Source organism: Streptomyces sp. NPDC048514 (assembly GCF_043199955.1).
Taxonomy (GTDB): Bacteria; Actinomycetota; Actinomycetes; order Streptomycetales; family Streptomycetaceae; genus Streptomyces.
The window spans coordinates 407,164-431,197 of the sequence record NZ_JBICWT010000010.1 but is presented as its reverse complement, the minus strand read 5'-3'; the positions used below and the strand labels follow the sequence as shown (position 1 = coordinate 431,197).

Annotated in this window: 21 protein-coding genes; 8 read left to right on the top strand and 13 right to left on the bottom strand. The window is 71.0% G+C overall.

The window, feature by feature from the left end; all coding sequences use genetic code 11:
- Nucleotides 1-200: 200 nt before the first annotated feature.
- On the bottom strand, nt 201-848 hold the full coding sequence (locus tag ACGFT2_RS24055) for a carbonic anhydrase (RefSeq protein WP_393281605.1): 648 nt from the start codon (nt 846-848) through the stop codon (nt 201-203).
- 194 nt (nt 849-1,042) lie between these two features.
- On the bottom strand, nt 1,043-2,455 hold the full coding sequence (atpD, locus tag ACGFT2_RS24050) for a F0F1 ATP synthase subunit beta (RefSeq protein WP_393281603.1): 1,413 nt from the start codon (nt 2,453-2,455) through the stop codon (nt 1,043-1,045).
- A gap of 427 nt (nt 2,456-2,882) precedes the next feature.
- Here atpD and ACGFT2_RS24045 point away from each other — a divergent pair, with 427 nt between their 5' ends.
- On the top strand, nt 2,883-3,362 hold the full coding sequence (locus ACGFT2_RS24045) for a MarR family winged helix-turn-helix transcriptional regulator (protein ID WP_393281601.1): 480 nt from the start codon (nt 2,883-2,885) through the stop codon (nt 3,360-3,362).
- Between the two features lie 103 nt (nt 3,363-3,465).
- Here ACGFT2_RS24045 and ACGFT2_RS24040 read toward each other — a convergent pair whose 3' ends face one another.
- On the bottom strand, nt 3,466-4,446 hold the full coding sequence (locus tag ACGFT2_RS24040) for a LysR family transcriptional regulator (RefSeq protein ID WP_393281600.1): 981 nt from the start codon (nt 4,444-4,446) through the stop codon (nt 3,466-3,468).
- 128 nt (nt 4,447-4,574) lie between these two features.
- On the opposite strand from ACGFT2_RS24040, the gene ACGFT2_RS24035 reads away from it, so the two are divergent.
- On the top strand, nt 4,575-5,618 hold the full coding sequence (locus ACGFT2_RS24035) for a zinc-dependent alcohol dehydrogenase family protein (RefSeq protein ID WP_393281598.1): 1,044 nt from the start codon (nt 4,575-4,577) through the stop codon (nt 5,616-5,618).
- A gap of 89 nt (nt 5,619-5,707) precedes the next feature.
- The gene (locus tag ACGFT2_RS24030) at nt 5,708-6,382 is read left to right on the top strand and encodes an SDR family oxidoreductase (RefSeq protein ID WP_393281596.1); all 675 of its coding nucleotides are present in this window, start codon (nt 5,708-5,710) and stop codon (nt 6,380-6,382) included.
- 120 nt (nt 6,383-6,502) lie between these two features.
- Here ACGFT2_RS24030 and ACGFT2_RS24025 read toward each other — a convergent pair whose 3' ends face one another.
- Nucleotides 6,503-8,032 carry an APC family permease gene (locus tag ACGFT2_RS24025; RefSeq protein ID WP_393281595.1) on the bottom strand — a complete coding sequence of 510 codons (1,530 nt, stop codon included), beginning with the start codon at nt 8,030-8,032 and terminating at the stop codon, nt 6,503-6,505.
- Nucleotides 8,033-8,356: 324 nt separating this feature from the next.
- Between ACGFT2_RS24025 and ACGFT2_RS24020 the strand changes: the two genes are divergently transcribed.
- A complete protein-coding gene (locus ACGFT2_RS24020; protein ID WP_393281593.1) occupies nt 8,357-8,803 on the top strand; it encodes a hypothetical protein in 447 nt (148 codons plus the stop codon).
- 33 nt (nt 8,804-8,836) lie between these two features.
- Here the strand turns inward: ACGFT2_RS24020 and ACGFT2_RS24015 are convergent, their stop codons facing one another.
- The 7 genes from ACGFT2_RS24015 to ACGFT2_RS23985 form a co-directional block, all read right to left on the bottom strand.
- Nucleotides 8,837-9,187, bottom strand: a complete 351-nt coding sequence (locus ACGFT2_RS24015; RefSeq protein ID WP_393281591.1) for a hypothetical protein — start codon at nt 9,185-9,187, stop codon at nt 8,837-8,839.
- Nucleotides 9,188-9,420: 233 nt separating this feature from the next.
- Nucleotides 9,421-12,033: a LuxR C-terminal-related transcriptional regulator gene (locus ACGFT2_RS24010; RefSeq protein ID WP_393281589.1), complete on the bottom strand. Its 2,613-nt coding sequence runs from the start codon at nt 12,031-12,033 to the stop codon at nt 9,421-9,423.
- Nucleotides 12,034-12,420: 387 nt separating this feature from the next.
- Nucleotides 12,421-13,737 (bottom strand): amidohydrolase family protein, encoded by a 1,317-nt coding sequence (locus ACGFT2_RS24005; protein WP_393281587.1) that lies wholly within the window; start codon nt 13,735-13,737, stop codon nt 12,421-12,423.
- Entirely contained in the window at nt 13,734-14,726 is a 993-nt protein-coding gene (add, locus tag ACGFT2_RS24000; RefSeq protein WP_393281585.1) for an adenosine deaminase, read from the bottom strand. The genes ACGFT2_RS24005 and add overlap by 4 nt, the downstream gene beginning before the upstream one ends.
- 13 nt (nt 14,727-14,739) lie before the next feature.
- Entirely contained in the window at nt 14,740-15,765 is a 1,026-nt protein-coding gene (locus ACGFT2_RS23995; protein WP_393281583.1) for a nucleoside hydrolase, read from the bottom strand.
- Between the two features lie 532 nt (nt 15,766-16,297).
- Complete coding sequence (locus ACGFT2_RS23990; RefSeq protein WP_393281582.1) at nt 16,298-16,684, bottom strand: hypothetical protein; 387 nt, start codon at nt 16,682-16,684, stop codon at nt 16,298-16,300.
- A 140-nt stretch (nt 16,685-16,824) separates the two neighbouring features.
- The gene (locus ACGFT2_RS23985; protein ID WP_393281581.1) at nt 16,825-17,094 is read right to left on the bottom strand and encodes a hypothetical protein; all 270 of its coding nucleotides are present in this window, start codon (nt 17,092-17,094) and stop codon (nt 16,825-16,827) included.
- A 681-nt stretch (nt 17,095-17,775) separates the two neighbouring features.
- On the opposite strand from ACGFT2_RS23985, the gene ACGFT2_RS23980 reads away from it, so the two are divergent.
- Both ACGFT2_RS23980 and ACGFT2_RS23975 read left to right on the top strand, forming a co-directional pair.
- The gene (locus ACGFT2_RS23980; RefSeq protein WP_393281579.1) at nt 17,776-18,069 is read left to right on the top strand and encodes a hypothetical protein; all 294 of its coding nucleotides are present in this window, start codon (nt 17,776-17,778) and stop codon (nt 18,067-18,069) included.
- Between the two features lie 229 nt (nt 18,070-18,298).
- Entirely contained in the window at nt 18,299-18,643 is a 345-nt protein-coding gene (locus ACGFT2_RS23975; protein WP_393281577.1) for a hypothetical protein, read from the top strand.
- A 289-nt stretch (nt 18,644-18,932) separates the two neighbouring features.
- On the opposite strand, the gene ACGFT2_RS23970 is transcribed toward ACGFT2_RS23975, so the two are convergent.
- Nucleotides 18,933-20,099, bottom strand: coding sequence for a hypothetical protein (locus tag ACGFT2_RS23970; protein ID WP_393281575.1), 1,167 nt, complete (start codon nt 20,097-20,099; stop codon nt 18,933-18,935).
- Nucleotides 20,100-20,641: 542 nt separating this feature from the next.
- Between ACGFT2_RS23970 and ACGFT2_RS23965 the strand changes: the two genes are divergently transcribed.
- Nucleotides 20,642-21,196: a sigma-70 family RNA polymerase sigma factor gene (locus ACGFT2_RS23965; RefSeq protein ID WP_393281573.1), complete on the top strand. Its 555-nt coding sequence runs from the start codon at nt 20,642-20,644 to the stop codon at nt 21,194-21,196.
- 219 nt (nt 21,197-21,415) lie between these two features.
- Nucleotides 21,416-22,753, top strand: coding sequence for a ferric reductase-like transmembrane domain-containing protein (locus ACGFT2_RS23960; RefSeq protein WP_393281665.1), 1,338 nt, complete (start codon nt 21,416-21,418; stop codon nt 22,751-22,753).
- Between the two features lie 94 nt (nt 22,754-22,847).
- On the opposite strand, the gene ACGFT2_RS23955 is transcribed toward ACGFT2_RS23960, so the two are convergent.
- On the bottom strand, nt 22,848-23,945 hold the full coding sequence (locus ACGFT2_RS23955; RefSeq protein WP_393281571.1) for a fatty acid desaturase family protein: 1,098 nt from the start codon (nt 23,943-23,945) through the stop codon (nt 22,848-22,850).
- Nucleotides 23,946-24,034: the final 89 nt, after the last annotated feature.

Here is a 24,034-nt window from a genome sequence, read left to right as displayed (position 1 = left end):
ATGCGCATCGAGATGGGCGAACGGGCTCTGTATCCGGACATCAGGCTTGGATCACCGGCCGATGCCCCTCACGCCTACGGCTGGACGCTCGCACGGGCCCGGGGCATCCTCGGCGGTCCCGCAGGTCGCGAGGGGGTGGTGACCGCGGGTCCGGGCCGGGGGTCACGACGGGGTGGTGACCGCGGTGTCCAGGCCGGGGGTCACGAGGGGGTGGTGACCGTGACCGCGGTGTCCAGGCCGCGGGCCGCGACCACCCGAGCTGTGCCGTCGTCGAGCCGGTAGCACAGTCCGACCACGGCTGCCCGGCCGGCGGCGACCCTCTCGGCGAGTACCCGCGATCGGTCCAGCAGCAGGTCCACGGTGCTCCTTATGTGCTCGGCGAGGACCTCGTCCGGCCGCGTGCGCCCGGCGGCGCGTGCTGCCAGGACGCTGGGGGTCACCCGTTCGACTACGTCACGGACGTACCCTGCCGGTGACTTGCCGTCCTCCAGCGCGGCGCACGCGGCGGCCACCGCGCCGCAGGAGTCGTGGCCGAGGACCACGACCAGCGGGCTGTCCAGCAGGTCCACCCCGTACTCGATGCTGCCCAGCACCTCGGCGCCCACGACATGGCCGGCGGTGCGGACGACGAAGAGGTCGCCCAGGCCGCGGTCGAAGATGATCTCTGCGGCCAGGCGGGAGTCGGAGCAGCCGAACAGCACGGCGAAGGGTCGCTGGGCCGGTGCGGTCTCGGCGCGCCGGGTGGCGTCCTGGTTCGGGTGCTCGGGAGTCCCCGCGACGAAGCGCTGGTTTCCCGCGAGCAGCAGCTCGAAGGCTTCCTTGGGCGAAGGGCCAGGGATATGCGTCATGGGCGCAGCCTACGCACGGCAGGCCTCCGCCGCCGCCCGGGGCCCGGATCGGCGTCGGAGTGGTCGGTCTCGCGGACCGTGGGCACCCGTCAGCGCCGTCGGACACTGCCGGGGGCGTCCCCCGGTCGACGGCCCGGCGCCGGTGCGGAGGCTCAGGGCTGCACGGCATCGCCCGGAACGCGACCGCACCGCATCTACCTCAGCGCCGCTGCGTTGCGTTCGAGGTCGTCTATTCCGCCGCACATGAAGAACGCCTGCTCGGGGAAGTGGTCGTACTCGCCGTCGCAGATCGCGTTGAACGCCGCGATCGACTCGTCCAGCGGAACCGTCGATCCCTCGATGCCGGTGAACTGCTTGGCGACGTAGGTGTTCTGGGACAGGAAGCGCTCCACCCGACGGGCCCGGTGGACGACGAGCTTGTCCTCCTCGCCCAGCTCGTCGATACCGAGGATCGCGATGATGTCCTGGAGGTCCTTGTACTTCTGCAGGACCGTCTTCACGCGCATGGCCGCGTTGTAGTGATCCGCGGCGATGTAGCGCGGGTCCAGGATGCGGGACACGGAGTCCAGCGGGTCCACGGCCGGGTAGATGCCCTTCTCCGAGATCGGACGGGAGAGCACCGTCGTCGCGTCGAGGTGGGCGAAGGTGGTGGCCGGGGCCGGGTCGGTCAGGTCGTCCGCGGGGACGAAGATCGCCTGCATCGAGGTGATCGAGTGACCACGGGTCGAGGTGATGCGCTCCTGCAGGAGGCCCATCTCGTCGGCCAGGTTCGGCTGGTAGCCCACCGCGGACGGCATACGCCCGAGCAGCGTGGAGACCTCGGAACCGGCCTGCGTGAAGCGGAAGATGTTGTCGATGAAGAACAGCACGTCCTGCTTCTGGACGTCACGGAAGTACTCGGCCATGGTGAGGCCGGCCAGCGCGACGCGCAGACGGGTGCCCGGGGGCTCGTCCATCTGACCGAAGACCAGCGCGGTCTTGTCGATGACGCCCGAGTCCGACATCTCCTCGATGAGGTCGTTGCCCTCACGCGTGCGCTCACCGACACCGGCGAACACGGAGACACCGTCGTGGTTGTTGGCGACGCGGTAGATCATCTCCTGGATGAGCACCGTCTTGCCGACACCGGCACCGCCGAACAGACCGATCTTGCCACCCTTGACGTACGGGGTGAGCAGGTCGATGACCTTGACGCCGGTCTCGAACATCTCGGTCTTCGACTCGAGCTCGTCGAACTTCGGTGCCTTGCGGTGGATCGGCCAGCGCTCGCCGGTGTACTTCTCGTCGACGTTCAGCACCTCACCGAGGGTGTTGAACACCTTGCCCCTGGTGAAGTCGCCGACGGGGACGGTGATGGGGGCACCCGTGTCCGTCACGGCGGCCTGGCGGACCAGACCGTCCGTTATCTGCATCGCGATGCACCGGACCAGCCCGTCGGAGAGATGCTGGGCCACTTCGAGCGTCAAGGTGCGCCGCTCGCCCGCGAAGTCCACCTCCACCTCGAGGGCGTTGTAGATCTCGGGCAGCGCGCCCGAGGGGAACTGCACGTCCACGACGGGACCGAGGACGCGGGCGACCCTGCCGACGCCTTGGATGACGGTAGCCATGCGATGGCACTCCTTGCTCTTCACGGAGGGGTGGGATCCACCCCGGACCCATGTCCACAACCATAGTTACGCAACTAAACATGCGCAACTATGGTTGGCAATCCCGGCGGAAGGCCCCTTGAGTGGAACGCCAACTCCTCCGAGCTGCGTCAGCCGCGTCCCCCGGACATCGGCACCCTGCCGACAGGCGCCGCACCGGGATGTCGTGTGCCACCGCAGGCCGAGCTGACGGCCCATGGCTTGAGCCGGCCGCGGCGCTGTCGCTGGCTAGTTCTCGGCGCCATGCCTGCGCGCGAGGCTCCGCCCCCACACGACGCGGCTGGTCCGGGCCGCCGACGCGGGCCGGCGTTCCGCTGGCGCGAGCTCCGGCGCGGCGGATCGGGACGCCACCGGCCCCTATTACCCAACCACGGTTTACCATACGGTCGTGAAGCCGAACCCCGACAGCGATCTGTCCCTCCTGCTCACGGCGGCATCCGCCGGCGCCGACGAAGCGGTGCGGCAAAGGCTGCGGGAAGCGGGATTCACCGACGTCCGCCGCTCGCACGGATACGTGTTCCAGCACCTGCTCGCAGGACCCATCACCGTGGGCAGGCTGGCCGATCTGCTCGGAATGACGGGGCAGGGCGCCTCCAAGGCCGTCAAAGAGCTGGAAGGCCTGGGCTACGTCACCCGCACCGCTGATCCCGAGGACGCCCGGGTGCGCCTCGTGGCCCTGACCGAACGCGGCAGCAGGGCTGTGCAGGAGAGCAGAAGGGCGCGCCGGGAGTATCACGAGGAGGTCAGGAACCTGCTGGGCGACACCGAAATGGACGCCCTCATCCGGAACCTGCACGCACTCGCCGTACACACACAGGGGCTCGATCTGCTCCTCCAGCGCCGGCTGCGGCCCACCGCCGGACGGTGACGGTCACCTCCCGGCCGGGCACGATCACCTCGGCGTCGAACGGCCACGGACGCGCACGTCCGGGAACACGAACGTCGCCGCGGGCGGCGATCGCAGCTCCCTCCTAGCCCTCGCGGTCTCCGGGCGCTTCAGCACCCTCCGCGCCCGAGGCACCCGAGGCACCCGAGGCACCCGAGGCACCACTGTCGCAGAGGGCGTGCAGCACGCGGAGGCAGGCGGCGATCGCGGGTTCGTGCGCCGTACCGTGGCGGACGGCGGTCTCGACCGTGCGGACGAGCGTGCCGTCCGTGACCGACCGGGCGGTGAGCGCCGGCGGCAGGTTCGTCACCGTCGTACGGGGCACGAGGACGACATGCCCACCGCCGGCAGCCAGGGCGATCATGGCGGAGAAGTCGGTGCAGACGTGTCGCACGCGCGGGACGAAGCCGGCCGCCCGGCAGGCCTGGAGGACGGCCTCCCCGCAGGACGACTGCCTCGGGGCGATGACCCAGGAACTGTCCGCCAGTTCCCGCAGATCGATCACGGATCCCGTGGGGCGAGCGGCCGGGTGGTCCTTGCGCAGGACCGCGACCAGCGGCTCGGTCCGCAGGGTGCGGGTCTCGACCCCGGGGTGCGGCGGTACGGCGAGATTCATGTAGCGGTAGACGAGCGCGACGTCGGCTCGACGTTGGAGCAGCAGCCGCACGGCGACGTCGGGCTCGGCCTCGGTGATGTGCAGCGACAGGTCGCCGTGGCGGGTTTCCAGAGCCTCGCCGAGCGGCGCCGCGACCGTCGCGAGGGCACTGGGGAAACAGGCGAGGTGGAGCGGCCCGGACGGTTGCCCGGCCCCGGTCGTCAGACGGTTCTGCGCCTGTTCGAGGGCGGTCAGCACGCGTTCGGTGTCCTCGGCCAACCGGTGCCCGGCCGCGGTGAGGTGCACGGAGCGGCCGGTCCGCTCCATCAGCCGGGCGCGCGTCTCCTCTTCCAGCAGCCGTAGCTGCTGCGATACCGCGGAGGGCGTGACGCCGTGGAGTTCGGCCACGGCGGTCACGGTGCCGTGAGCGGCCAGGTCGCGCAGCAGGATCAGCCGTCTGACATCGAGCATCAGCCCAGCTTAAACAAGTGCTGTAGGGGATGTAGCTGGACATGAGGGCGCGCGAGCGGTGACCCTGGCCACTGCCCCACCCCAAAGCCTTACCGACAGTGCCAACCGACAGTGCAGGAGTGTTTCTCGTGCGTGCCACCGTGATCCACGGCCCCCATGACGTCCGGATCGAGGAGGTGCCCGATCCGGCGATCCACAAGCCCACCGACGCCGTGGTGCGGGTGGTCAGCGCGTGCATCTGCGGCAGTGACCTGTGGGCGTACCGGGGCGTGGCGTCCCGTGTCGCCGGGCAGCGCATCGGCCATGAGTTCCTCGGCGTCGTCGAGGAGACGGGCGGTGAGGTGACGGGCCTCGTACCGGGGGACTTCGTGGTCGCGCCGTTCGTCTGGTCGGACGGCACGTGCCACTTCTGCCGGGAGGGCCTGCACACCTCGTGTCCGGAAGGCGGCTTCTGGGGCGAGGTCGGCTCGGACGGCGGCCAGGGCGAGGCGGTCCGGGTGCCGTTCGCCGACGGGACCCTGGTGAAGCTGCCCGGGGAACTGGCAGGCGAGGAGAAGCTGCTGCCGAGCCTGCTCGCGCTGTCCGACGTGATGAGCACCGGACACCACGCCGCGGTCGCCGCCCGGGTCCGGCCCGGTGCGACGGTGGCCGTCGTCGGTGACGGCGCGGTGGGGCTGTGCGGCGTGCTCGCCGCCCGGCGGCTCGGCGCCGGACGCATCATCGCGCTCGGCCGCCACGAACAGCGCACCGCCATCGCCCGCGAATTCGGCGCCACCGACGTGGTCGCCGAGCGCGGTGCCGCCGCGGTCGAAGCGGTCAGGGAACTGACCCGCGGCGAGGGTGCGCATGCCGTGCTGGAGGCCGTCGGCACCGAGGAGTCGATGCGCACCGCCGTCTCCGTGACCCGGGACGGTGGCGCGGTGGGCTACGTCGGCGTACCGCACGGCGGCTCGGCCGGCGTGGACATAGCCCAGATGTTCGCACGGAACATCGCCGTGGCCGGCGGCGTCGCCCCCGCCCGGGCCTACATCCCCCAGCTGCTGCCCGACGTCCTCTCCGGCGCAATCGAGCCCGGCCTCGTCTTCGACCGCACGGTGCACCTGGACGACGTTCCCGACGGCTACCGCGCCATGGACGACCGCACCGCCCTCAAGGTGCGCATCGCGTTCTAGGTCGGCCCCGCCCTCACCTGGTGCCCCTGCCCCAGCCCAGCCCAGCCCAGCCCAGCCCAGCCCAGCCCAGCCCAGCCCCAGGAGTGTCCATGAAGATCGTGATCGCCGGTGGCCACGGCCGGATCGCCCGGCGCCTTGGCCGGCTCCTCGTGGCCCGCGGCGACAGCGTCGTCGGGGTGATCCGGAACCCGGACCACAGCGGCGACCTGGAACCGGACGGCGTGGAGCCCGTGCTCTGCGACCTCGAGAGGGAGTCGTGCGACCGCCTCGTCAGCGTCGTGTCCGGGGCTGACGCGGTGGTCTTCGCCGCCGGAGCCGGGCCGGGCAGCGGTGCGGCCCGCAAGCACACCGTCGACCACCGGGCCGCGGTCCTCCTCACCGAGGCCGCTCTGCGGGCCGGCGTCCGGCGGTACGTCATGGTGTCCACCCGTGGCGCGGGTGCTCCGCCTCCGGACCATGCCGACGAAGTGTGGGCAGCCTATGTGCACGCCAAGACCGCCGCGGACGAGCACCTCATGGCCCAGGATCTCGACTGGACCATCCTGCGGCCGGCCGCTCTGACGAACGAGCCGGGCACCGGCCGGGTCCGTCTCACCGCCGAGCGGAGCGTCGGCGAGATCACGCGCGACGACGTCGCCGAGGTCCTGGTCTCCCTGCTCGACACACCGGCCACCGCGGGGCTCGTCCTCGAACTCGCCCAGGGGCCCGACCCGGTGGGCGAAGCCGTGTCACGTGCCGCTGAGGCCCGCACGGGGCAGACCTGACCGCACCGGATCGAGGTCGAGCGAAGGGCACCGCTCCTGTCGTCCGGCCGTAATCCCTCCCTCGCCCTCGGCGCCGTCCCGGCCCCGAGGGCGAGGCCGGGGACGTCACGGCGACGAGTGTCAGTCCGTCCCGCCGCTCCCGCTCCCGGATGCGGTGTGCGACCGCTCCGGCCGTGGGGCGGTCAGGGGCGCGGGCTCGGCCCAGAACCGTGGGGATACGTATCGCCAGGCGAGCATGACCAGGACACCCGTCAGTGACAGGAAGAGCGCGATGACCAGAGGCGGTCCCAGGCCGAACCACGACGCTCCACTGTAGGAATGCGCGGGATCGGCCATGTCCCGTACCGACTCCACCAGCAGCCACAGGAGCAGTACGGCGCCGGTCAGGGGCCCCACTCCGAGCAGCAGGAAGTCGCGCGGGCCGGTGGTCAGCAGGTGCCTGTGGTACACGGCGCAGGCCAGCCCGGTGAGGGCGTAGTAGAACGCGATGAGCAGGGACAGGGCGGTGAGGGAGTCGGAGAGCGCGTTGTCGCTCAGCCAGTGCATGACCAGGTACCAGGCGACGGCGATGCCGGACACCCACCACGTGGCGATGTCCGGTGTGTGATGGCGGGGGTGGATGCGTCCGAAGCTGTCGGGCAGGGCACGGCGCCGGGCCATGGACAGGGCGGTACGCGAGGCGGGGATGATCGTGGTCTGGGTCGACGCCAGGGCGGACGTCGCGACGGCCAGCAGTACCACCCAGTCCCAGCCGCCGAGCACCTGCGTGGACAGGGTGGCGAAGACGGCCTCCTCGTCGTCGGCGTGGCCGCTCAGGAAGGCCGGCCCGCAGTAGGCGACCACCGCGAAGGCCACGGACACGTAGGTCACCAGGAGAACGACGGTGGCCCAGATCCCCGCCAGGCCGGGCGCCGTGGTGGCGCCCTCCGTCTCCTCGGTGAGGTTGACCGCCGACTCCCAGCCCCAGAAGGTGAAGACGCCCAGCAGCAGTCCGGCGGTCAGGGCGCCTCCACCGGCACCGAAGGGGTTCAGCCAGTCCATGGCGGGGTGGACCGCGTGCAGTGAGCTGGTTCCGGCGTGGACGCGGTACAGGGCGACCACGGCGAGGACCAGCAGTCCGGCGACCTGGAGCAGCGTCAGGACGTTCTGCAGCCGGGCCGAGGTCTCGGTGCTGCGAACGCACAGTAGGGACATGAGCAGGATGACCAGCACGGTCAGCGAGCGCAGCACGTAGACGTTCGCGGCCAGACCGTCCATGCCCACGGCGAGCAGGGAGAAGCGCACACCCACCTCGGCGAGCGAGCCGATGACGAGCACACCGGTCATGGCGATGGCCCAGCCACCGAGCCAGCCCGTGGTCGGGCCGAGGATCCGGGACACCCAGGAGAAGGTCGTCCCGCAGTCCGGATCGGCGCGGTTGAGATAGTAGAACGCCGAGGCGATGAGCAGCATGGGCACGAACGAAGCGAGCATCACGCCAGGGACGTTGACTCCGACGAACGCGGCGATCGGCCCGATCACCGCCGCCAGCGAGTACGCGGGCGAGGTGGAGTTGAGGCCGATCGCCACGGAGTCGACGAATCCGATGGCGCCGGGGTTCAGGCCGGCGGGTGGGGCGGACGCGTCCGGAGCGTTGCCGCTGTCGGCCATGGAGTGTCTCCTTGCGCATCTGGTCGTCTGTCGCCGCGGGCTCGCGGCCCTCGGCCTGCACGCGGTCCGGTCGAGGAAACGTGTCGAAGCCCGCTCAGGTCAATATCGTTGGCATAAGCGCGAGGCTTCGGCGGGCCGTGACTGGGCCCACCACAAGGCCTCACCCCATGGGCGGCACCACGCGGCCCGCACCGGTGTCGCCGCACCGGCGCACCGGCCCGACCTCTCGATCAGCGCACCGGCACCGCGGGCGATTTGCACCCGATGAACTACGTTAGAGAGGTATGTCCAGTCGGTGGCGGAGCCTGAGGGGGAGGTGTGTCGATGGACCGTCCCGTCGAACGAGTGCTGCTCCTCGCACCGGACCCGGAGACGCCCGTACCGGTGCGCGAGGCCTGGCTCCTCAGCGGCGGCGCCGTGGCGACGCCCGATTCCCGGCGCCTGGTACGAGGGCGACTCGCGCTCTGGGACGTCGCACCGGCGACGGTGGACCGGGTCGTCTTCGCATGCAGCGACATCGTCACCGCCGCCGTGCACTGCGCTCGTTCCCCCGTGCTGTTGTGGCTGGACAGGCTTCCGTCGGCCATCGTGCTCGGACTGCGGTATTCGGGACCTCCCGTGTCGTGGCAGCGCGCGGCATCCGTGCCCGTGGACGGCGAGGAGCCGGAGCCGGACCTGCGGTTCCTCGCCCGTTTCATCGACCGGTGGGAGGACTTCACGCTGCGGGGCACGACGACCGTCGAGGCCACGTTCCGAGTCGGGCCGCCCTGAGTTCACCCGGACGGGCCCAGGGCGGCCGGGCGTTCAGCCCGCCGGGTCGGGGTGGAGGGTGCCGTCCCGCAGCCACCGGGCGCCGCGACGGCTGAGCATGGTCCAGTCCCCTTCCGCGCTGACGCTCAGGTCGTCGACGAGGACCATGTGGTGCCGCAGCCACGCCACGGCCTCACTGATGACCTTCATGGCCTGCGGGTGGGCCCGGTAGGCGCGTCGGATGCGGCGCATCCAGTTCTGGACGCTGGCCGTGGCGTGGCCGGAGCGCGTGAGATCGACCGCGACACTCCGGGCGAGGACGTCCAGTGGAAGAGAGACCATCTCTTCCGGGGAGAGCGAGAAGAGAGCCGGTGCAGCCGGTGCACCGCGTCGCATGCTTTTCATGGTCCTCCTCCTCGATGCCGGCGGGGCGCCGCCGATGCAGTGATTCCTCGGTGCGAGCGGTCCACGCACCCCCCGAGCCCGGCCCCGCGGGCAGTGACCCGCCGCGCGGTACCTGTACTCGACAATTCGCCATGAAAAGCCACGTGGCATGAGTAATGGGTACCCAGGCCGTACTGGGTACCCGGGCCGGCTTCGGGGAGGAGCCGTTCCGTGCCACCGGGGCGCGCCCGGTGTCACCTGTCGAGCAGGTCCGCGAGTTCGCCCCGGGTCGTCACGCCGAGCTTGGTGTACGCACGCTGCAGATGGTTCTCCACGGTGCGCGGCGACAGGTGGAGGGCGTCGGCGATGTCCTTGTTGGCGGCTCCGCGGGCGGCGAGCCGGGCGATCTCGCGCTCTCTGGCGGTGAGCGGTACGGCGTCCGCCCGGGCGGCGCTCAGATCCGCCAGCGCCGGGGTGCGCGCCCCTTCGCACCGGGACGCGGAATCCCGGGCCCGGGAGGCGGCTGCCGTGGCCTGCCGGGGCCGGCCGCCCCGGTCGTGGAGCCGGGCCAGCTCGCCGAAGGCCTCGGCCGCGAACAGGCCGGCGCCCGCCTCGTGGAACACTTCCGCGACCCGGGCCAGCAGCCGGGCGTCATCGAGGGCCAGGGCACGCGTGTAGTCCAGCCGCGCCCGCAGGTAATCCCCCGGCACCGTGACGTCCCAGTACGGCGCGGCCAGGCCGGCCATGCCCAGGCGACCCATGTCGTGGACGACCCATATCCGGTGCAGCGTCTGGCCGAGTTCCGCAGCCCGCTCCGCCGCTTCGATCAGCAGGCGTTCGGTCTCCGGCAGGTCGTTCCGCTGATGCGCGTGCCAGGCACGGGCGATGCGGTTGTCGCAGGCCTCGATGTCGTCGCCGACCGGCGGGAGCAGCCCCGCGTACATGTCGGCCGCCGCGCCCTGCCGCAACACCGCGGCGCAGGTGGTGGCGCCGGCCTGGGCCCACTGGGTGAACAGTTCCCAGTGATCGGTCCCGGTGGCCACCGAGTGCAGCACGCTGAGCGCCGAACGCGGTTTGCCTCGCTCCATCAGGACGAAGCCGAGTCCGATGGCTCGTCGCGCCGCGACCGAGGCCTGCTTCCTGGCGACGGCTTGCCGGTACTGGCGGGCCAGGATCGCCTCGGCCGTCCGCAGATCGCCTTTCAGCGCGTGGGCGTAGGCGTCGACGTCCTCGATGTAGTCGGAGTACAGGGATATGTTCCGCGCTCCCCCGGGCCGTCCAGGGCCGGGGAGGGAGGACCGCAGAGGCTCGAGGACCTCGGCCGCGTCGTCGACGAGTGCGAGGCGCAGCAGGGCCGAGGCGCCGAATATGGCGGCGTCCATGGCGGTCACGGCGTCATCGCTGTCCAGCAGGGGGCGGCAAAACTCGACGCACTCCCGGAAGCGCCCCCGGAAGTAGAGCACGGTCGCCAGCGACAGGCGGCTGCGGGTGTCGTGGCGGTCGCGCAGGAGACGCCGGGCTTCGAGCAGTCTGCCCTGGAGGACGACGTTGTTCACCCGGGCTTCACGGACGGCCGGCCGGTCCGCTTCCAGCACCACGTCCTCGGCCTCCCGCAGGACCCGGTCCGCGTCGTCATGACGGGCGAGCCCGATGAGCGCGGTGGCGTAGCTCAGGGCCGCCTGGGCGGTGCGGGCTTCCCGCCATGCGGCTCGGGAGAGGGTGGCCGCCTGGCTGTAGTCGTTGGCGTGTCGCGCGAGGACCGCGGCTTCGAGCAGGGTGGCGGGGTCGGCGCTGCCGGTGGCGGCCAGGCACCAGGTGGCGATGTGCAGGGCGTCGTCGCGCCGCCGGGCGCCGTGGGCCCTCGTCCGCTCCGCCTGCCGGAGCAGCAGGGCACGCCGGCGGCCACCGGGGATGTCCGCGCGCAGACATTCGCCGTACAGCGGGTGGGCGAACTGCACGGCATGGCGTCCTCGGTCGGCGACGAGACGGATCATCCCGGCGTCCTCCAGACCGCTGAGCACCTCCAGCGAGACGAGCTGCTGGGCGTCGGCCAGGCTCACGGGGTCGCACACGGCCAGCAGTTCGAGCACCGGCCGGGCCCGCGTGTCGGCGGCGTCCAGCCGGTCGGCGATGAGCTGGGTCAGCCGGGGACTGCCCGCCACCCACCCTTCGGCCAGCTCCCAGACACCACCGTCGCCGGCGAGTGTCCCGGCCTGGAGCGCGCTGTCCACCAGCTCACGCAGGTGCAGTGCGTTCCCGCCGGACGCGCTGTGCAGCTCGTGCAGGCTGCGCCGTCCGACCAGGCCGCCGAGGGCGGCGCGCAGCACCTCCTGCGTCTGCTCCTGACGGAACGGGCCGAGATCGATCCTGTGCACGGTGTCTCCGCGCACCAGCACCTCCACCGCTTCGGTGGCCGAAACCCCGGTGCGCACGGTTCCGATCAGGCGGATCACCCCGGCGTCCATCAGCTGGCGCAGCAGCACGGCCGAGGCCGGATCGAGAAGGTGCAGGTCATCGACCCACAGCACGCTCCGGCGGGGACGGCCGGAGCGTGCCGCCAGCGCCTCGGCCACCGCGGCGAAGCCCTTGACCGGGTCGGATAGGTCGACTTCGGCCGGCATCAGGTGTGCGATCGCTCCCAGCGGGACCGTGGCCGCCGACTCCGTCGCCGCGGCCGTGGCGACCGGGGAGCCCTCCTGGGCGGCCCCGGCCAGGCACTCCTCGGCGAACCGTGACTTGCCCACGCCGGCCGGTCCGCAGATGACCACCACCTCGCAGCGCCGCTGCGCCCACACCGCCGCGAAGGCGGCCCGTTCGTCGTCCCGGCCGGCCAGCGGCCACCGCGCCGATCGTTGCTGTACGCCCATGGGGTTCTCCATGACACCCGCGCCGGGCCGGTGACGGCCGACGCACACCTCCCACGCTAGACACTTCGAGGCCGCGAACCACGACGAGGACGCGCCCCGCACCCTGCCCGGAGCACCCCGGAGCCGCAGATCCGCAACAGCCCTACCAGGGCTGCACAACCTTGGTTGCAGTCGAATCAACGGGTTCTGCGTGGGTGGCCGCGCGGGCGTGCGCATCGCCCGCGCACGGCGCCCGCGCTTCGGCTCGTCCGCCTCACGCTCCGTCAACGGCCCACGGCGGAGCGGAGCACGGACCTGTGCGCCCGGGTGACGGGCTCCGGCGAGACGTTCACGACCCCGTCGGTGCCCGGCGGCGTACCCGGTCCGGGGAGCCGGTGACGGCAGTGGTCACGGTGCGATCCACGCCGCGGCCGCACGAACCGCCTTCCGGGCCTCGCCGGCGTCGACGCGGGTGGACAGGGCGTCGTCCCACACCTGCTCGCCGGCCACCCAGACGTCCCGGACTCCTCGCGATCCGCACCCCCAGACGAGATCGGCGAGCAGTTGCCGGTCCGGTACGTCGACGCCGGCCGCGAAGTAGACGTTGTCGGTGCTCATGTGCACCATGTCGGCCCAGGCCCCGGCCTCGAGACGGCCTATGTCCGTGCGGCCCAGGGCCTGGGCCCCGATGCGGGTGGCCATGAGGAAGGCATCGGACGCCGTGAGGGCCTGGGGATCGCCGGCCGCCAGCCGGGCGAACAGCAGCGCGAGGCGCGCCTCCTGCCACAGATCCAGCTGGTCGTTGCTGGCCGGCCCGTCCGTGCCGAGGCCGACGGGGACCCGAGCCGCTCGGAGCCGGTCCACCCGCGCGGTTCCGGACGCGAGCTTGCCGTTCGATCCCGGGCAGTGTGCGACGCCTACGCCGTGTACCCGCAGCACCTCGACGTCGGCCGCCGAGAGGTGGACCGCATGCGCCGCCAGCAGCCGTCCCGGAAGCAGGTTTGCTGCCTGGAGCATCAGGGGCACGGACTGGAACCGCGCCCGTTGAGCGCGGTCCTCCTCCAGCGTCTCGCAGAGATGAATGTGTACGAGCGCTCGCCGGGCGGAGGACTCCTCGCCGGTCCTGCGCAGGGCTTCGAACGGCAGCGAATAGGCCGAGTGCGGGCCGTAGCAGAGTTCGATGCGTTCCCCGGGGCCGAAACGGAGCCCGTCGGAGTCGATCCAACCGCTGGTGAACTCCACCGTTTCCCGCCACCCCCGTCCCGGCGCGTCGAAGTACACCGGTGCGACCAGTGCACGCATGCCGGCGTCCAGCACGGCGGAGACGACCTCCTCGGCGTGGAAGTACATCTCCGCGCTCGTGGTGATGCCGTGTCCGAGCATCTCCAGGCACCCCAGGAGCATTCCCCCGCGGACGTCTGCGGGGCGCATACGGCTCTCGGCGGGCCAGATGACGTCGTTCAGCCAGCTCCCGAGACTCATGTCACCGCCCAGGCCGCGCAGCGGCGTCATGGCGCTGTGAGCGTGGGTGTTGACCATGCCGGGCATGAGGATCCCGCTGAGATCCGTCCTCGGCACGCCCGGCCGGGCGGGGGCGGTCGACGCGCTGCCGCAGTACGAGATGCGGCCGTCGTCGCCGACGTCGACCACCGCGTCGCGCAGCACGCTGCACCGAGCGTCGGCGGGGAGGACGACGGGTGCGTGGAAACGGCGGGCCACACTCATCGGAAGTCCTTCACGTGCACGGGGTCTCCTGTCTCCACCTGGCCGCCGAACGCCGCCCGAGCGGCGTTCTCCTGGACGCGCAGTTCCTCGCCGTCGCCCCATCCCGCGTGGGCGCGGAGCGTCTCGAACTCCCGCCGGAGCGACGTGGAGGACGTCGTACGGGTGTCCGTGCTGATGGTCACGGGCAACCCGGCGTCGAGCAGCGCGGGCGCCGGATGCTCGCCCATGGTGGCGACGGCCCCCGTCTGCACATTGCTGATCGGGCACATCTCCAGCGCGATCCGGTCGGTGCGCAGCCTGCGCAGCAGCGCGGTGTCCGAGACGCAGCGGACACCATGACCGATGCGGCGCGCCCCCAGGACGTCGATGGCCTCCCACACGCTCTCGGGGCCGGCCGCCTCCCCCGCGTGGACCGTGCAGGCCAGCCCCGCCCCGCGGGCGAGGTCGAACGCCGCCCGGTGGGGTTGTGCGCCGTACAGCGTCTCGTCGCCGGCGAGGTCGAGGCCGGCCACGAGGCCGCGGTGACGTGCCGCGCTCTCCGCTACGGCAAGACTCTCGTCCGGGCTCTGGTGGCGCAGACAGCACAGCAGCAGCCCGGTTCGCACGCCGGTGGCGGCGCGCCCCTGGGCCAGACCGACCGCGACGGCTCGGACCGCACCGTCCAGGGACAACCCGTGAGCGCCGTGCAGTTGCGGGGCGAACCGCACCTCGCCGTAGACGACCCCGTCGAGGTGCCAGTCCTCCACGAGTTCACGGGCCGCCCTGGTGAGGGCTTGCGGTGTCTGGAGGACCAGCAGGGGTGTGTCGATGTAGGTGAGGAACTTCGTCAGACTGCCGCACGAGGCGGGGGCCCTGACCAGTTCGTCCACCGGCCCGGGGAGGGTGATCGACTGCTCTCCGGCGAGTTCCGCGACGGTGCGGGGGCGCACGGATCCGTCGAGATGACAGTGGAGTTCGTAGCGGGCGACGCGCGCCTGTGAGGTGTCCAAGACTGGCTCCGGATCAGATGTCGATGGGGGCGCCGGCGTCGGCCGGGTGCGGGACCGGGGTCTCACCCAGGGAGGCGCCGGCGTATGTCGGGTGCGGGACCGGGGAGGCGACCGTGTCGAACAGCAGCCGCTTGAACCCCGCCTCGTCCACTCGCCGGACCAGTGTGATGTTGGGGGCCGGCGCCGAGACGCGCCGGTCCACGATCATCTGCCCGCGCGTCTCGTCCGCGACGGAGATCTGGACGTGGGCTCGCTCCTGCCGGGTCACCAGGCCGGGATCGAGGGCCACGGCCATCGCGACGGGGTCGGGCAGGTCGTAGCCGGGCAGACCGGTCACGTCCCTGGCCCAGTCGGCGACCGTGCGGTTGATGTTGTGCGCGAAGGTCGCCATGGGTGTCCCGATGTCCAGCAGCCGCTGCTGGTCGGACGCGGTCATGACCGCGTCCTGGCGTGACACGTCCCAGCCGATCCACGTGACCTTGTCGGGTGTGGCGGCCCGCGTGACGATCCTCGCCGCCTCCGGGTCCGCCCACACGTTGAACTCCGCCGTGGCCGAGATGTTGCCCGCGAGGTCCGCTGCGCCCGCCATGCAGTAGACGTGCCGGTACCGGCTGAACAGCAGCGGATCCAGCGTCAGTGCGGCGGCGACGTTGGTGAGCGGAGCCAGCGTCACCAGGGTCAGTAGTCCCGGATGGCGGCGGGGATACGACAGCAGGACGTCCACGGCGTGGCTGTCCTCCGGAAGCGTCGACGGCTCGGGCAGCCCTATGTCGCCCATGCCGTCCTCGCCGTGCACGTGCTGCGCACTCGAGAGTGACCGCATCATCGGCCTGCCGCAGCCGGGATGGACGGGGATCTGAGGACAGCCGGCCACCTCCAGTGAGATGAGGGCGTTGCGCGTGGCCGTCCGCAGCGGGACGTTGCCCGCGACGGTGGTGACCGCGTGGATGTCACCCAGCCCGCCGGCCGCGGCCAGCAGCAGGGCCACCGCGTCGTCGGAGCCGGTGTCGGTGTCGATGATCAGGGGGAGGCGCGGCACGTTCGTTGTCCTTCCAGTGTGCGTGAGGCACCGTGCGGCAGGCAGCGAGTGCCGTGTCGCCGGATGGCGTGGCGACCGGAGGGTGCCAGGGCGTTCGCCGCTCACGGCACACACGAACCAGAGCCCGGCCGTCCTCGGCTTACAGCCGCACCCCCTTGTCTAATCGTTTAGAACCAGGAACGCAAGAGGCCGGGGCGAAACAACCCGCGGGGAGGCTCCCGACCCTCGCCGGCGTCGCCCGCACGCGGGGGGACCTCCACGGCCCGCGTGAGCCGCGTGAGGAACGACGGTCCACGTCCCGGCGCCCACCCGGGCACACGCGAGCGCGTCCCGGCCGCGACGCGACCGCAGGGTCCGGGCGATCCGGTGGGTCCGTTGGGTCCGGTGGGTCCGGTGGCCCAGCCCGTCGGCCCGGGGCGAGCTCACGCCGCTCGGCCCAGCCCGGCGGCCCGGGGCGAGCTCACGCCGCTCGGCGACGCCAACTGCTCGGCAGCAGGACGGGCCCGGCCGGCGCGGCCCCGCCGGCCGGGTGTCAGCCGCCGACACCGGCGACCCCGACCCGCAGCTCCCGGCCCGTACGCCCCTGGTGCAGATGCAGTTCGAACGATGCCGAGAGAGCGCCCGAGTGCAGCAGCAGCTCGGAGATGACAAGCAGCGCCCTCTCCACCAGGTCGTGAGGCACGCCCAGACGCCGCAGGGCGGTCCGGGCCGCACGGCGGTCGTCGCCGGGGGATCCGAGCCGTAGCTTCAGGACGACCACGTCACAGGAGCCGGCGCACGAAGGCTCCTCCTGGACAACGAGGGGGACGCCGGCTCCGACGGCCGGCTGTGCGACGGCGGGCGCGGGCGAGAAGGCGGGGCCGGTGTGGACGTGACGCCCACACGCGCAACTGGCCCGGTCATAGCCGGTGATGGGCATGCGGCAGCTCCTTGACGTACTGTGCCGCCCACTGTCCACGTCGCCGGCGCTCTCCTCCTGAGCATCCGATGCTCAACGGGAGCGGCATCCGATCCCCACGGGGCATCGCCGCTCCGCCGGCCTCCCGGCCCACTCGCGTGTCACGTCAGGGCGTCCCTCCCGGGACGGATGATCACCTCGCTGCCCACCGGCACGAAACCCGTGGCCAGGAACGAGCGCAGGGATCTCGCGTTGCCCGGCGAGACCGCCGCGAACACCGGTTCACCGGCGGGCACCAGGGACAGCGCGTCCCGCAGCAGTGAGCGCCCGAGACCACGACCGTGCGCGTTCGCCGCCAGCTCGATGCCGAGCTCCCGCCGCCCGGCCAGTCCCTGGCCGAGGGTGACGAGACCGCGCCCGTCGCCGTACACGCGGATCCCGGTCCGCAGTGCACGGGCATGGCGGACCCTTGGGTGATCATCCCTGTCGTGCCGCTCCGGCAGACCGGCGGCCCCACCCGCTCCGCGTGCCACGAGGGTGACGTCGACGACTCCGATCGTTCCCCGGCGGCCCGCCATGGTTCGCAGGAAGCCCGGAGCGAGGGAGCCGCCGAATCCATCCGGACGCTCGGCAGAGACCTCGCGCCCGGAAAGTGCGGTGGCCACAAAAGCGTGCCCGGTGAGGGCGACCGAACATTCAAGTCCGTCCGGCAGGGGAGGGAAAAGGGTGACGCCCCCGTCCGGAGCCGGAAAAACATCTCTCGCAGCGTCTTCGAATACGGCGAGCAGCGGATGCGGTTCCGGTTGCCCGGCGCTGGGAAGGTTTTTCATCCGCTGGACATTAGACAACTGTTTCCACGTTGACCAGGGGCAGGGGACGGGTATGTGCGGCGAAAGCCATCGCGGGGCCGCCCGGCGCCTGGGGTAGCTCATGCGCGGCCGGGTCGGCCAGGGGTGGAGGGCCGTTCGTGCGCCGGCGGACGAAAATTGAGCATCCGATACTCATAGGAGCCGGACCGGCGAATTCTACACTCAGCCTAATTGATCTCGTTTCGACATAAAGGAACTCGAAGCATGAAGCTGAGGGCTCGTAGACTCCTGCTCGGTCTTGGAATGTCCGCCGTGGCCGTGGCCGGCCTCGCCCCCGCCGCCTCCGCGGCCGATACGCCGTCCGCCCAGTGCACTGGTGATTACGTCTGGGCCGGTGACTACCACAACCTTCTCTGGCCCTACACCGTCGTCATCAAGACACCCAAGAGCAAGTCCAACGACTGGTACTACAACTCGGCGGCCATTCCGTTCCACGCCGAGGGATCGTCGCTGGGCGTCTCCTCCTTCGTCCTGCCGCCCACCCCGCACGCCGGTGTATTCGTGAGGTGCACGTCCGGCCCGATCTACGCCTACTGACCGCTCCGCGGGCGCGGGGGCCCGGGCCCGTCCCGGACCCTCGTGCCCGATCGTGGGTCGCCCCGTCGGGACACGCCCCGCAGGGCACGTCCCGTCGCGGTGTGAGTAGGGCGTACTCAGGCGCCGGGTGTGCCCGCGCCCGCAGCATGGGGTCCGGGGCGGACGACCCGGACCGCGCGAAGCGGCGCAGAGACGAAGCGACCGCCCCGACCGAAGGGGAGTGACGCCGATGGCACCCAGACAGAAGTGGGACTATCTCCCTCCGGCAGCCCACTACGACCGAGTCCCCGAGGACATCGTCGCCGCCGCCCGCAAGACGATCGCCGCGGCCGCTCGCGATGCCCCCGATTGCGAACGCCTGTTGAGCATGCTGGGCCTCATGCCCTCGCCGCCCGCCGACGAGCCGGCGCGTCGCGCCGTCGGCGGCGAGCCCGCACGCGGCACCGCCGAAGAGCCCCGGCGCGGCACCTCTCGCGAGCAGGCCGCGGCTCCGGCGCACAGGCCGGGCGGGGCCGATCCGGGCGAGGGCCTCAGGACCGCCCGTGGTGACACCGACCCACGCGCACACGGCTGACCGGCACCGCCACCGACGGATCTCCGACCGCCTCCAGGACGAGGCTTGACCAGCGCCGATCTCCGGCCACATGGACGCCTCGGCACCGATGTCCTGCTGACGTCGGATCGAAGGCCGCCGAAAGATCCGCACCGGGGTGATCCGGCCGCACATCGCCGACGCGCTGCGTGCGGCGCCGCCGCCCCCCGTGGATCCCGGACCTGCGCAACGGCGGTGTGCCGGAAGCACGCAGGTCGGTCGGGAGCCTCGGGCAGGTGATCGGGCGTTTCCGGCCGGCGCCGGGAAGGTTTCAGGGGGCCTTGGCCGCGCCCGAGTCGGAGGCGGCCTGGAGTCCGGAGACGTCCACCGCCTCGAAGTCGCTGCCCTTGAGGGACTTCAGCGCGTTGAGCTGGTCGTTGTCCCAGCGCTCGTCCTGGTCGCCCGAGACGAACCAGGACGACCCGTTGTCCGCGACCATGGCTCCGTACCGCTTGAGCGCGGTGGCGATGACCTTGGCCTGGGGAGGCAGGCTGGAGATGTCCACCGAGGCCTTGAGCCGCAGGCGAAGGCCCATGGGCGGGAGGTGCTGGTCGCCGGCGGCTCCGGCGTCGTGGCGGGCGGGCCACACGTGCGAGCGGTCGCTGCGCGGCACCGTGATGCGCAGCGCGTGCGCGATGTCGCCCGCGGCGACCTCGTCGTACCGCACCAAGCCCGGCAGGATCGGCAGTCCGGCGGCGTCCGCGGACGTCCAGCCGTCGGGGCGCAGCTTGTTCGACCTGAGGTCGAATATCGCGCCGGATCCGGCATGCCACGTCGCGCTGCCGGTGCGGTGGGCGTCGTAGAGTTCGTAGGAAGCGCACTTGGCGCGGTCCCACACGATCACATGGCGGTCCCCCGTCCCGTCGGGGCCGTTCTCGACCCGTGCGTCGTCGGGGATGCCGTAACCGCCGTGATCGGACTCGTCGTCGTAGTCGAATCCGACCTGGGCCTGTGGTGCGGCGCCGTCGACGACGGTGACCGGGATGCCGAACGGTTTGCCGTCGATGAGGCCGGCTCCGAAGTCCGGGTGCAGGGGCTTGTCGCCGCCGATGGCCGACACATAGGTGCCGGACCGCTGGTGTGCGGGAAGGCCGTCGACCGGCTGCCGCCAGATGCTGTCGGAGGGCGCGACGCCACAGGAACCGTCAGCGGCCTGTTTCGCCTCGTGCGCGCTCTGCTTGGGACCCGGCCGCCCGGCCGGCGCGGTCTTCGTGCGCTTCGGTGCCGACGGCTTCGAGGACGGAGCGGGATCGGCGACGGCAGTGCTCTCCCCCGCCGGGCTCGTGGGCGAAGCGGACGTCGCCGCCCCGGCCCGGTCGGTTGCGTCGTCGTGCGGCATCGCGGCGTGGGCGAACACCGTGCCGACGGCCGCGACGCCGAGGACACCCGTCGCGGCGGCGACCCGGATGCGGGTCCGATGTGCTCTCCGGTGCTTCATTGCGGATTTCCTTCGTGCGGATCGGGGCGGACGCGGCGCCGAGGGACGACACCGGGTTCGCCGGGTCACGACGACCGAACGTAGTGCGGCGCGAGCACGGTCCGGCACACGTGGGACACAACCGATCGAAAATTCGAGCATCAACTACTCAGCGGCCCTCAGCCGGCGATCTGGACGGCATGTGACGGTTTCCACCGAAGCCTCGACGCGACGTACACCGGCGTGGGCCGTGCCGTGCCGCCCGGGCGGGCGGGCGCCGCCGTCCGGCGCCGGCCGCATCACGTGTCCCCTCGGGGAGGCACCCGGGCCAGGTCAAGTAGGCAGTACTCATGGAGCGCCGGTTCAGTGCTGCAACTCTGGGTTTCAACTTCCGCCGCCCGGCCGTGGAACACCGCTGAGGTCTCGGCGACACCCAGGGAGACGGACGCGACAAGAGTCCGAACGCCGGCGACTCGAAGCCGGCGCACACCGAACGACAGCCAGACGAACTCTGCGCGGGACGTGACGGCACACGATACGGACCCAAGAGGAGAGGACGTCAGGTGAAGCGGGAAGGTGCGCGGACACTCGCGGAGGAACGAGCCGCCGATGCGTTGATGCGGGACATCTACGCCGCACATGCGAAGGCTCTGCAGGCGTACATATCCAAGCGCGTGGACGGCGACTCCCATCTCGCCGAGGACCTCACCCAGGAGACCTTTCTACGCGCGATGACGGGGCTGGATCCCACGTCCCTGCACGTCGACGAACTGCGCCCCTGGCTCGTCACCGTGGCCAGACGCCTGATCATCGATGCCTACCGCAAGAAGGAGGCCAGGCCTGCGGAGATGTCCCTGGAGAGACTCCGGCACGACGTGGCGGGTGGCGACGAGATCGGCAGGATCACTCAGGCGCTCGTTCTGATGAAGGCGTTCGAGACCCTCAAACCGATGCATCGCAATGCCTTGTTCGAGGCCTACTTCAACGGACGCAGCTCCATCGAGTCCGCGAGGCTCCTCGGCATAGCGCCGGGAACGATGCGATCGCGGACCTTCTACGCCATTCGTTCTCTGAAGGACGCCCTGGTCGCCATGGACTTCCTCGAAGCCACCGGCTGACCAGTCATCAGTTCGTGCCCGGAGCGGGGCCCGGCGGGGCCCGCTGAATCATGCTGGACCATGCAACGGTTAGGTGAAAGAAGAATGGACATCCCTCAGGCTGAGATCCCGCCCTGCAGAGCCGAGATCTCAGCGTTCAGAGCCGAGCACACGGCCGTCCTGTCCGGGGACGCCGACCCCGCCTCCTTCGCCACCGGACGTGCCGTCAGGCGTCTGACGATGCAGCGCATCCGCGGGCGCCGTTCTCCCGCGATCCCCCTGCAGATCGTCGCCTGGTCGGGTGTGGCGACCGTGCTGTGGCTGTGGTGGCACGACCTGCCGTCCATCCACGACACCACGGACGGGATCCTCGGGGCGGGCCGTCTCGCCGGGCTGCTGGCGGGGTACGCGATGGCTCTGGTCGTCCTGCAGATGGCCCGGGTGCCGGCCCTGGAACGCCGCGTCGGGTCCGACCGGGTGTCGCGATGGCACGCCAGGAGCGGCCGCTACACGCTCTGCCTGATCGTGGCACACGTCTTCCTGACCATGTGGGGCTTCGCCCGGCAGGCCGGCAAGCCGCTCGCCGGCATCGTCGAGGAGACCGTGGCGTCCGTCGACGGCATGCCCGACATGGGGAAAGCGGCCATCGGCACCTCCCTGCTCGTGGTCATCGGCCTGACCTCCCTCGGCGGGATCCGGCGCCGCCTGCCGTACGACCTCTGGTACCACGTCCACGTGCTGACCCACGCGGCCTTCTTCCTGACCTTCTGGCACCAGATCAGCAACGGCACCGACTTCGCCGTCGAGCCCACGGCCATCGGTTTCTGGTACGGCCTGTACGGCTGCGTGACCGCTCTCGTGCTCTGGTACCGCGTCCTCACCCCGATCCGGCTGAACCTGCGGCACCGCATGCACGTCCTGGCGGTGATCGAGGAGACACCGGACATCGTCTCGGTACTCGTCGGAGGCCGGCGACTGCATCGTCTGGGCGCCGAGGCCGGTCAGTTCCTGCGCTGGCGCTTCCTGGCACCCGGCATGCGCTTCAGCTCGCACCCGTACTCGCTGTCGGCACCGCCACGCCCGGACATGCTCCGTATCACGGTGAAGGCCGGCGGGAACCACAGCGCCGCTCTGCGCCATCTCTCCCCCGGCACGCGGGTGTGGGCAGAGGGCCCCTACGGATCGCTCACCTCCCAGCGACGCAAGCGGGACAAGGTGCTCCTCATCGCCGGCGGCGTCGGCATCACCCCGATGCGGGCCCTGTTCCAGACGCTCCCCGGCGCCCCGGGAGCGATCACCCTGCTCTACCGGGCCAGCAGCACCGCGGACCTCGCGTTGTGGAGCGAGCTGACCTCGATAGCGAAGGAACGTTCGGCTCGGCTCTTCTACGCGGTCAACGGGCCGGACGGCGAACGGCCGGTCATCTCGGCGGAGAACCTGCGGCAGACGATCCCCGACATCGACCGCCACGACGTCTACCTCTGCGGTCCCGCGGAGTTCTCCCGGTCGGTGCACCGCGCCGTACGCGCGGCGGGCGTGCCCGCGAACCGCATCCACCAGGAGCTCTTCGTGATGTGAGCGGACGGCCCGGACACCGGGCCGCACCAGCCGAAGAGGGCGGCGGCCTGTATGTTCGCTTCCGCCGCCACTCACGCCCGCCCTCCGGAACCGATCAGCCCGCCCAGGGGCCGAGGGCTGCCTTCCTGCGCCGCTCACGAATGGGTTCGCCGACGCGATGGAGATGGGCCAGGGCCTCGCGGTACGAGCTGATCAGGCCGGTGGCATGGTAGGGGACGTCGATCGCGGCGCAGTAGTCACGGACGATCGGTGCCGCGCGCCGAAGATGGGGCGTCGGCATGCTGGGGAACAGGTGATGCTCGATCTGGTAGTTCAGTCCGCCCAGCATCACGTCCGTCAGCCGTCCGCCGCGCACGTTTCGTGACGTGAGCACCTGACGCCTCAGGAAATCGGGTCGGTCGTCGCCGGTCAGTGTCGGCATTCCCTTGTGATTAGGTGCGAAGGTGCAACCGAGATAGACACCGAACAGACACTGGTTGAGGGCGATGAACGCCAGAGCCTTACCGATCGGGAGCACCGCGAGGACAGCGCTCAGGAATCCGGCGAAATGCAGGAGGAGGAGAAACCCCTCGAGCAACGGCTTCTTCATGGACGGCGAGCGCAGCGCCCGCACACTGGAGACGTGCAGATTAAACCCTTCCAGCATGAGCAGCGGAAAGAAGAGCTGTGCTTGGCGTCCGCCGATGAAACGGGCGAGACCTCGACTGTTCTCAGCCTGTTCATTCGACCAGACAAGAATGTCGGGGGCGACGTCCGGATCCAGCTCTTCGTGATTCGGATTGGCATGGTGGCGTGTGTGTTTGTTCATCCACCACCCGTAGCTCATGCCCACGCCCAGATTTCCGAAGAGCCTTCCCCAGGCCTCGCTCGGCCTGCGGCGACGGAACACCTGCCGATGGGCCAGGTCGTGCGCCAGCAGGGCGGTCTGGCCGAAGACAAGGGCCAGCAAGGCGGCGACGCAAAGTGTCCACCAGGTATTTCCCAGACCGAAGAACAGCACCCAGCCGCTGACGGACAGTCCCGTCACCGTGCCGAGGCGTACGGCGTAGTAGCCGGGCCGGCGTTTGAGCAGGCCGGCCTCGTCGATGAGCTGTGCGAGACGCGCGAAGTCGCTTCCCGTGTGGGAGGTGGGGGCATCAGCGGGCGTTCGCGTGGCACGGACGGCCTGCGAGTGGTCGGCGGATGTCGTCATGGCTGAATTCTCTGGCCGGTCGCCCCGGCGGGACCATGAGGTCCACTCCCGTATCCATACAGGAGCTACCTGGGGTCCGAGGGTAGGGA

What these genes read in the sequence shown, in the direction of transcription:
- ACGFT2_RS24055 (WP_393281605.1), bottom strand. Translation starts at nt 848, where the DNA reads ATGACGCATATCCCTGGCCCTTCGCCCAAGGAAGCCTTCGAGCTGCTG.
- atpD (WP_393281603.1), bottom strand. Translation starts at nt 2,455, where the DNA reads ATGGCTACCGTCATCCAAGGCGTCGGCAGGGTCGCCCGCGTCCTCGGT.
- ACGFT2_RS24040 (WP_393281600.1), bottom strand. Translation starts at nt 4,446, where the DNA reads ATGCTCGATGTCAGACGGCTGATCCTGCTGCGCGACCTGGCCGCTCAC.
- ACGFT2_RS24030 (WP_393281596.1), top strand. Translation starts at nt 5,708, where the DNA reads ATGAAGATCGTGATCGCCGGTGGCCACGGCCGGATCGCCCGGCGCCTT.
- ACGFT2_RS24025 (WP_393281595.1), bottom strand. Translation starts at nt 8,032, where the DNA reads ATGGCCGACAGCGGCAACGCTCCGGACGCGTCCGCCCCACCCGCCGGC.
- ACGFT2_RS24020 (WP_393281593.1), top strand. Translation starts at nt 8,357, where the DNA reads ATGGACCGTCCCGTCGAACGAGTGCTGCTCCTCGCACCGGACCCGGAG.
- ACGFT2_RS24015 (WP_393281591.1), bottom strand. Translation starts at nt 9,187, where the DNA reads ATGAAAAGCATGCGACGCGGTGCACCGGCTGCACCGGCTCTCTTCTCG.
- ACGFT2_RS24010 (WP_393281589.1), bottom strand. Translation starts at nt 12,033, where the DNA reads ATGGGCGTACAGCAACGATCGGCGCGGTGGCCGCTGGCCGGCCGGGAC.
- ACGFT2_RS24005 (WP_393281587.1), bottom strand. Translation starts at nt 13,737, where the DNA reads ATGAGTGTGGCCCGCCGTTTCCACGCACCCGTCGTCCTCCCCGCCGAC.
- ACGFT2_RS23990 (WP_393281582.1), bottom strand. Translation starts at nt 16,684, where the DNA reads ATGCCCATCACCGGCTATGACCGGGCCAGTTGCGCGTGTGGGCGTCAC.
- ACGFT2_RS23980 (WP_393281579.1), top strand. Translation starts at nt 17,776, where the DNA reads ATGTCCGCCGTGGCCGTGGCCGGCCTCGCCCCCGCCGCCTCCGCGGCC.
- ACGFT2_RS23975 (WP_393281577.1), top strand. Translation starts at nt 18,299, where the DNA reads ATGGCACCCAGACAGAAGTGGGACTATCTCCCTCCGGCAGCCCACTAC.
- ACGFT2_RS23970 (WP_393281575.1), bottom strand. Translation starts at nt 20,099, where the DNA reads ATGAAGCACCGGAGAGCACATCGGACCCGCATCCGGGTCGCCGCCGCG.
- ACGFT2_RS23960 (WP_393281665.1), top strand. Translation starts at nt 21,416, where the DNA reads ATGCAGCGCATCCGCGGGCGCCGTTCTCCCGCGATCCCCCTGCAGATC.
- ACGFT2_RS23955 (WP_393281571.1), bottom strand. Translation starts at nt 23,945, where the DNA reads ATGACGACATCCGCCGACCACTCGCAGGCCGTCCGTGCCACGCGAACG.